Source organism: Cupriavidus sp. CP313, assembly GCF_054072015.1.
This window is the reverse complement of record NZ_JBSVZB010000060.1, coordinates 19,308-27,599: the sequence shown is the minus strand read 5'-3', so window position 1 is coordinate 27,599 and position 8,292 is coordinate 19,308. Positions and strand designations below refer to the sequence as shown.

7 protein-coding genes and 1 pseudogene are annotated in these 8,292 nt (G+C 61.5%); 2 read left to right on the top strand and 6 right to left on the bottom strand.

All coding sequences use genetic code 11. From position 1 onward, the window contains the following. Nucleotides 1-510: 510 nt before the first annotated feature. The gene (locus ACW4E8_RS39870; RefSeq protein ID WP_456809498.1) at nucleotides 511-2,649 is read left to right on the top strand and encodes a PAS domain-containing protein; all 2,139 of its coding nucleotides are present in this window, start codon (nucleotides 511-513) and stop codon (nucleotides 2,647-2,649) included. Continuing rightward, nucleotides 2,649-2,885, top strand: coding sequence for a hypothetical protein (locus ACW4E8_RS39865; RefSeq protein ID WP_455281255.1), 237 nt, complete (start codon nucleotides 2,649-2,651; stop codon nucleotides 2,883-2,885). The genes ACW4E8_RS39870 and ACW4E8_RS39865 overlap by 1 nt, the downstream gene beginning before the upstream one ends. Before the next feature lie 285 nt (nucleotides 2,886-3,170). Here the strand turns inward: ACW4E8_RS39865 and ACW4E8_RS39860 are convergent. From ACW4E8_RS39860 to ACW4E8_RS39835, 6 genes and pseudogenes are all read right to left on the bottom strand, one after another. Continuing rightward, nucleotides 3,171-3,626 (bottom strand): annotated as a pseudogene (locus ACW4E8_RS39860) (IS110 family RNA-guided transposase); the annotation flags it as partial. A 15-nt stretch (nucleotides 3,627-3,641) separates the two neighbouring features. Further along, entirely contained in the window at nucleotides 3,642-4,694 is a 1,053-nt protein-coding gene (locus ACW4E8_RS39855; protein ID WP_456809497.1) for an IS630 family transposase, read from the bottom strand. 221 nt (nucleotides 4,695-4,915) lie between these two features. Then, nucleotides 4,916-5,086 carry a hypothetical protein gene (locus ACW4E8_RS39850; protein WP_455281257.1) on the bottom strand — a complete coding sequence of 57 codons (171 nt, stop codon included), beginning with the start codon at nucleotides 5,084-5,086 and terminating at the stop codon, nucleotides 4,916-4,918. Nucleotides 5,087-5,521: 435 nt separating this feature from the next. Next, nucleotides 5,522-6,880, bottom strand: coding sequence for an epoxide hydrolase family protein (locus tag ACW4E8_RS39845; RefSeq protein WP_456809496.1), 1,359 nt, complete (start codon nucleotides 6,878-6,880; stop codon nucleotides 5,522-5,524). A gap of 61 nt (nucleotides 6,881-6,941) precedes the next feature. Further along, a complete protein-coding gene (locus ACW4E8_RS39840; RefSeq protein ID WP_456809495.1) occupies nucleotides 6,942-7,730 on the bottom strand; it encodes an alpha/beta fold hydrolase in 789 nt (262 codons plus the stop codon). A 53-nt stretch (nucleotides 7,731-7,783) separates the two neighbouring features. Beyond that, the gene (locus ACW4E8_RS39835) at nucleotides 7,784-8,173 is read right to left on the bottom strand and encodes an MAPEG family protein (RefSeq protein WP_455281263.1); all 390 of its coding nucleotides are present in this window, start codon (nucleotides 8,171-8,173) and stop codon (nucleotides 7,784-7,786) included. Between the last annotated feature and the right edge of the window lie 119 nt (nucleotides 8,174-8,292).

The window sequence follows — 8,292 nt, the reverse complement described above, 5'->3', positions numbered from 1 at the left end:
TGAGGATCCTTCCGGCAACCGGTTGAACGGACACTTCGAGTCGCCCGGGACTGCGCCTGAGTCGGCAGCTGCCGACGTCTACATCCCTCTAACGATTGACCGAGCGTCGGTAACGCGCAAGCGGCGCCCTTAGGGCAGGACTGCCAGAGTTTGCCGATGCGGGTGAACCGGTCAGAGAAGTTGCTACACAAGCCGTTGGATTTCCTAGGAGCTAGTTGTGAGCCGCGCCTACACCTCTGCAGAGCATCATGTAATGCTGAGTCGAGATGGGAATCACCACCACCGGGTATTCCGATTCCTGGGATTTGTGGACGATCGGGAATGGACGTTTTCAGAAAAACTCGAGAGAGGCTTGCCGGCCACTCGGGCATTCGGCGCGTCAAGAAAAGGGATTCGATACGGAACGAATCAGAGGCACAACCCCGCGCCAATACCGACACCAAGTATATTGACGGGCCGTCCGCACACAGCAATCGTTGCGCTATCACGCGCCAACAGGAAAGAACGGTGATGGATAGAGAACTCAGTCGCATCGTGGATGCTATCGAAGGCAGCGAACAGGCCGAAGAAGCACGGCGCGAGCACGAGCAGCGCCTTGCGCTGATCGTGGACAGCCTGCCTACCCGGGTCGTTCTCTTTACCCGGGATGGTGACGTGCTACATGCCAACCGCTACACGCTCGACTACGCCGGGGTGACCCTCGAGGAACTCAAGTCCTGGAAAAGCAACGGCCTGACCCATCCCGATGACCGGGAGGCAGTCATTGCGGCGTTTCATGCATCGCTCAGCACTGGCGAGCCTTATGACGGCGAGTCGCGCCATCGCCGTGCCGACGGCGTCTACCAATGGTTTCACGGGCAGGGCTTTCCGTTGCGCGACAACGAGGGCCAGATCCTTCTCTGGTATTTCCTGCAGACGGATATCGACGAACGTAAACGGACCGAGGCGGCGCGCTCGGGTGAGAAGCGCCTGCTCGAAATGGTCGCGAGGGGGCTGCCCTTGCCAACGGTTCTGGATGACCTGTGCCGCCTGGTCGAAGAGATCCTGAGCGGCTGCCTCTGCTGCATCGTGCAGATCGATAGCAGCGACATGACCATCCAGTGGTGGGGTGCACCAAGTTTCCCGCCGGCCTCCATCCTTTTTTCGACAGGGGCCCCCCTCAGTCCTGTGTCGGGACCTTGTGGCATGGCCGCGTGGCTGAAGGAGCAGGTACTCGTATCAGATATTGCGTCGGAGTCGCGCTGGACGGGGAAGTGGCAAGAGCAATGCCTTGCACACGGACTGCGCTCGACGTGGTCGACACCGATTTTGTCGCGTACGCAGGAACTGCTTGGCACGCTTGCCATCCATCGGTCGGAGCCGGGAGAGCCCACGCCATTCCAACGCGATCTGATCGGACAATTCACGCGCATCGCGAGCATTGCCATTGAGCGTGCAAGAAGCGATGTAGCGCTGAAAAGCAGCCAGGAAAGCTTCCGGAAGAGCGCGGCACTGATGGCCAAGGTGGAGCAACTCAGCCTGAGCGGAAGCTTTTGCTGGCGTCCGGCAACCGGCGAGCTCAACTGGTCGGAACAGCTCTATCGGATCTTCGGGATCGAGTCCGGCGTGCCGATCACGATGGACATGTTTGCCGCGGAGGTCCACCCTGGCGACCTTCATGTGCTTCATGACATGATCGATCGGGCGCGGGACGGCAAGGACCTGGAGTTCGACTATCGCCTGCTGCTGCCCGACGGATCGGTCAAGTACGTGCTATTGCGGGCTCACGCCACGCGTGACCCACAGGGCCGGTTGCACTACATCGGCGCCATGCAGGACGTCACCGAGCGCCGGCAGTCCGAGGAAGCGGTCCACAGGCTTCGCGCCGAACTCACTCACGTGAGCCGCGTCAACAGCCTGGGCGCGCTGACCGCCTCGATCGCGCATGAGATCAACCAGCCGCTGGCAGGCATCATGACCAACGCCAACACCGGCCTGCGCATGCTGGGCGCGGCCCCCCCCAATGTCGAAGGTGCATTGGAAATCATGCGGCGCACGATCCGCGACGGGTACCGTGCCTCGGAGGTGATAACGCGCCTGCGTGCACTGTTCAGGAAGTGTGTCGTCATGACCGACGCGGTGGATCTGGGCGAGGCCGCACATGAGGTCGTCGAGTTGCTGCACGGCGAAATCCTCAGGAAACGGATCGTGCTGCGCCAGGAAATCGCCGACGATCTGCCCCCCGTGACCGGGGACAGGGTCCAACTCCAGCAGGTGGTGTTGAACCTGCTTCTCAACGCCGGGGAGGCGATGCAGGACGTGGAAGGCCGCCCGCGGCAGATGGTGATCAGGATCGAACGCGACGACGGCAACCAGGTGCGGTTCGCCGTGATCGATACCGGAACAGGCTTCGAACCGCAGAGCGCGAACAAGCTGTTCGATGCGTTCCACACGACGAAGGAGGACGGTATGGGTATCGGCCTGTTCGTGAGTCGCTGCATCATCGAGAACCACGGTGGCCACCTGTGGGCCACTCCGAACGAGTCATTTGGTGCCACCTTTGCATTCTCCATCCCATGTCGTCCGGACGGCATGGCGGCCGCCGATGGTCCCGCTGCCACTGGCCAGTCCACGTTCGCGGGCGCGGGGCAGGCCGTGGGGAATCTGTGATGGCTGACCGCTTGCTGATCGCGGTGGTCGACGACGATGCGTCGGTGCGCGAATCGCTGCCTGACCTGTTGCACGAGTTCGGCTTTAAGGCGCTGGTGTTCGAGTCGGCGGAGGAATTCCTGGACTCCGACCGTGCCGCGCTTACCCACACGGGCGAGAATACGATCGATCCCACCGAGAACTTGGCTCATGGTAACGCGATATCCCTTGCAAAAGGGAGGCGACCATATAAGTAATGATGGGTCTTCCGCACTTTGTGTGACGGCCGCGTCGAGGGCTTGATCTCGGGCCGATCTGGCCCCACGTTGATCGCGTTGGTGGCGAGTAGGATGGTTGCGGACTTATATTCGGACTCGATCGCAGAAGTAAGTCCGCCGGCCCCGATGGATTTCGCCGCAGAGGTCCTCATCTACTGTCCTAGTAAAGTTTCAGGTTTGCCTCTGCGCGGTCCGACCTATCTTGCCATCGTTCGATATCAACCTATGCAACCGTGAAAGGTGTGGGTAGTCGTGGCATCGAAGTCAACCCGGCAATGGTGGAGCGAGGTGTGCCTGGTACGTGCGTCCGTATGCCAGCAGGGCCCAAATGATTCTCGCCATTTTGTTGGCCAGCGCTACAGTGACGACGTTCGTAGGTCGCCTTGCAAGCATGGATCTGAGATGGTCAGGCAAACGACGGGCGCGTGAGATCACGGCTCGCGCCCCGTGGATCAATAAGGTGCGGAGGTACACGTCGCCCCGCTTGCTGATGCCGCCGAGTTTGACTTTGCCGCCAGAGCCATTTTGTCGAGGCACAAGTCCAAGATAGGCTGCAAACTCTCGTCCGGACTTGAAGGTGTGGGCGTTCCCAAGGACGGCGACTGCGGCGGTGGCTGTCAACAAGCCAACCCCTGGGATGTCGGAGATACGGTGGCACGCTTCGTCACTGCGACGCCATTCCATAATGCGTTGCTCAATCCGTTGGATCTGCTCGTCGAGCGCTAGTACACTGCGTCAATTAAATGGCACCGGGCGAATTCGCCGAGTTGGGTCGTTGTACTTCCACTTGATGGGTGCCGGATTCTCGTTGTGCTGACGGATGTAGCGCATCAGCTTTCGGTCCAGGTCCTTCACGGAAGTAAAGATGCCGCGACTAATGACGTCACGCTGGATACGGGAGAACCAATTCTCCACCTGGTTCAGCCACGACGAATATGTGGGCGTGAAGTGCATGTGCACGTGCCGATGGGCCCGCAGGAATTCCTGGACGCGCGACGTCTTGTGGCTGCTCACGTTGTCACAGATCACGTGGATTTCCTGACCATCGGGCTGATGGGCCACGATATCGGTCAGAAACGCCACGAACTGCTCGCTGGTGTGGCGCGCCGCGGTCTTGCCTAGCACTTCTCCGGTGGCCGTGTTCAACGCGGCAAACAGGCTCAAGGTGCCGTTGCGCTTGTACTCGAATCCATGGCTTTCGGCACGCCCGGGCGACAGCGGCAACATGCGGTCTTTGCGGTTCAATGCCTGGATCGCGGTCTTCTCATCCACGCAGAACACCACCGCATGCGCCGGCGGGTTCAGGTACAAGCCAATGACGTCGGCAGCCTTGGTCTCGAAGTCCGGATCGTTGGAGATCATGTGCTGTGCCAGTCGATGGGGACGCAGACCATGTTTGCGCCAGATACGTTGCACAGTCGAGACCGACACGTTGCCCAACTCTGCGGCCAGCTTGTAACTACTCCAATGCGTGGAGCCGTCGGCTGGCTTGCGCTTGAGCGTGGTGTTCAACACACGCGCCTCAAGCTTCTCCGGCGCGCGCGCGGGGGCTCTGCCGGGATGGCGTGCGTACAGGCCCGCCAGCCGCTCGGCCAGAAACCGGCGCGACCAACGCGCGATAAAGCGCGAATCGCAACCGAGCCGCTGTATGATCGCGTCGCGCGATTCCCCGTCTTCGAGCATCAGGATCAACCTGGCCCGACGCACATCCGCCACACGCACCGTTTGGCTGCGCGTGGCTGCCAACAATTGCTCTCGTTCGAGCTCGTCCAAGTTCATTTTTCCCATGCATCCATCATAGATGAATGGGGTGCTATTTCAAAGACGCGATGGACTAGCAGCCGAGATAGTTGGTCTTGCAAGCCATCCGTTAGCATCGCAGGCAACTGGTCTGCCAGATCAGCCAGGGCGATCTTGGCAGCTGCGATCCCCGACGGTAAGCCCCCTGGCGACAGCCACGGTGCAGATACCGATGCAGCCGGCAACGGTGCCATTACCCAGACGCGGCTCTACCAGTTGGTGCCGTCGGCGAACACACGTTCGAGATCCGCTTTCTGGACGCCTATGCCCACGCTTACGCTTTCACCTTCGGTTGATGAGGACGACTGGATGACAACGAATGCGCCGCCCCGCCGCAATGAGTACAGCGCCGACTGCGAGGCGACGATGCCGGAGCACATGGGCATCTCTTTCCGCCCCACCCGGATGCTCGCAATTCGTTCCGAGAATCGTCCGCATTCTTTCCACGCGGAAGGTCGTCGCAGCCATACGAAGACCGGTGATTTTTCCAAACTTTGTTCCCCCCTCGTGGCAGGCTCGAAAATTGCGCGAGGTGACCGTCTTTCTGCGCTCCGATTCGGGTGAGGTCCATTCTTAAAAGTTGCCGAAGTCCGCGCCCACTAATGGAATCCAGTATTTTTTGGGGTGAGGAGCTTTGGGAATTCCATACTTTGTTCCTGCGGCACACTGGTGAAACGCCATGAAGTCGTGGAAACGTCCTAGTTACGTTGCAAAATGGGGGCCGCAGTCATGCAGTCCCCCTTTTTGCTTTGCGGATGTCAGGCTCTTATCGGCTCGTCACGGCTGCGCGTCGTCGGTGCCGCGGATGACGCCTTTCAGTTCCGCATGGACTTGAACCCCGCGCGTAGCTCCGCCGCGAAGACCTCCGGCCGTTCCCAGGCGGCGAAGTGGCCTCCCTTTTCGAGCCTGCCGTAATGCACGAGCCTGGGATACGCCCGCTCTGTCCAGCTTCGCGGGGCCGTGTAGATCTCGTCGGGAAATGCGCTCACGGCGACGGGGATGGCGACCCCTTTCGGCGCGAAGAAGGCCAGCTTGCTTTCCCAATAGAGGCGGGCCGAGGAGACTGCCGTGTTCGTCAGCCAGTAGAGCGTGACGTTGTCGAGTATGTCGGTTCCCGTCAGCCCCTCTGTCTGACCGGCAAAGACGCGTGAGATGAGCGCGTAACTGCGCGCGTCGTGGTCGAGCATCCAGGCAGCGAGGCCGATGGGTGAATCCTCGATCCCGTACAGGGTCTGGGGACGGTTACTCATCTCCTGGGCGTAGGCCAGGCCATGCTTGTAGAAGAAGTCGAGCTGCTCGTACGCATATCTCTCGTCCGCCGAGAGGCCGGATGGTGGCGGGCCGCCGGTCTGGAGCGCCTTCGCAATGTCGTCGGGGATGGTGGCAGGCATGTTGGTATGTATGCCGGCCAATTCCGCAGGCGCCAGGAGGGCCATCTGTTCGGTGACCGCATTGCCCCAATCGCCGCCTTGCGCTACGAATCGCGTGTATCCCAGGCGCTTCATCAGCACGACCCAGGCACGCGCGATGCGGATGGGGTCCCAGCCGAGCGTGGTGGGCTTGCCTGAAAACCCGTGGCCCGGCAATGACGGAATTACGACGTCGAAGGCGTCCGACGCGCTTCCCCCATGCGCCGTAGGGTTGGTCAGCGGTTCGATGATCTTCAGCTGCTCGACGATAGAGCCGGGCCACCCGTGCGTGACGATGACCGGCAGCGCGTTCCGATGCTTCGAACGAACGTGGATGAAATGGATGTCCACCCCATCGATCGTCGTCATGAATTGTGGCAAGGCGTTCAGCTTCGCCTCGAACTTGCGCCAGCTGTAGTCCGTCTGCCATGTGCGCGCGAGCTCGCGCATCGTGGCCAGCTGCACGCCCTGCGATGCATCCGTCACCAGTTCCCGCGACGGCCACTTTGTCGCGGCGATCCGCCGGCGCAGGTCCACAAGCTGAGCTTCGGGCACGCGGATGGTAAACGGGCGAACCCGCTCATCGTCGCTGGCCTGGCGCGGCACCGATGCCGCGGCGACGACAATTGCGTCTGTTCCGGAGGACGACATCGTCCTGGTGAAGTCAGGAAGGGCGAACACGGAGGGACTGACGATCAACGCGGTTGCCGAGGCAATAAAGCGACGGCGAGACAGTGGCGAGGCGATCGGTTTGTCGAGGTTCATGGAGGTATCCCTTGGAGAACGAAGACGGAATCAAGCCAGACGATCGGCGCGGGAGCTCCGGTCACTTCGACTGCTGCTCCGCGGCCGCGACGATGGCATCCGCAACCTGCCTCGGCCTCGACAACTGCGGCACGTGGCTCGTCGGCAGTGTCACGACGCGTGCGGAAATCTTCTGCGCCATCGCTTTCTGCAGCGCAGGCTGGATCATGTGATCCTGCTCCGTGAGGACGTACCAGGACGGCCTGGTCTTCCATGCGGCGACGGTGATCTTCTCCTCGAAGCTCTTCCCACTGACGGGACCCTGGGTCACGGCCATGATTCTGGTCTGGGCCGCCGGCACATCCTGGGCGAAGTGCTTCGCCACGCCCTCGGTGCTTAGGGTCAGGAACCCCTCCTTGTCGGCGACAAGGAAGTTGGACCCATCGGGTGTCGGGTAGTCCTTGGCCAGGTCCGCCACCGACTGGCCTTCCGAAGGTGCGAACGCAGCGACATAGACCAGGGCCTTGACGCGCTCATGCTGGCCGATCTCGGAGATCACCACACCGCCCCAGGAGTGCCCCACGAGCACGACCGTTCCGGTCTGCCTGTCGAGCGCGCGGCGGGTGGCTGCCACGTCGTCGGCCAGCGAGGTCAGCGGGTTCTGGACCGAGACGACGTTGAGGCCTTTGGCCTGGAGCAGGGGCACGACCTTGTCCCAGGCGGACCCGTCGGCAAAGGCGCCGTGCACGAGCACGACTGTGGTTTTGCGGGCGTCCGCAGCAGGCGGAGGTGCGGTGCCCGCGGCGGACGCAACGCTGCTTACTGTGGCAGCAAGGGCCGCGGTCTGGATAAGGGCCTTCAATGTCTTCATGGGATTCCCTTCAAGGTTTTGAGTAAATCCTGGTGTGCCGTCGGCTGTGCAGGTCAGCGTACGAGGACGGCCACACAAAGGGCCGCCCCGAACGCGTACGTTCCCAGGCCTGCAACGGCGCGGGCCGGATTGGGCTTCGACATGGTGGGCCAGGCAAGCAGTCCGACCACCAGAAGCAGGCGGCAGGCAGTTGCACCTGCCATGCACCAGAGTTGCCAGGCAGGCGGATGCTGAGCGCCAAGGTACAGAAAGAGCACCGCGAGGAACGGCGCGTACTCGGCGGTGTTGCCGTGTGCGCGAACCATTTTGGTCAGCAGCTGATCGGGCTCAGGGGCGTAGCCGCTCAGCACGCCGAGCCGTGTCCGTTGAACTGAGATGGCGAGTCCAAGCGCGAATAGGAGCAGACCCAGGACAGCGGTGCAGGCCAGTGCAGTGCCGTTCATTCGATACCTCTTCCGTGGTTGAGAGAGCGCATCTGGAGAGTTTTTGTGAGTGGATTGGCAGCGTTAGGATAGGGCCCTAGCCTGTGTCCTGAATGGAAGCTTCCCTCCTTTCAGGACAA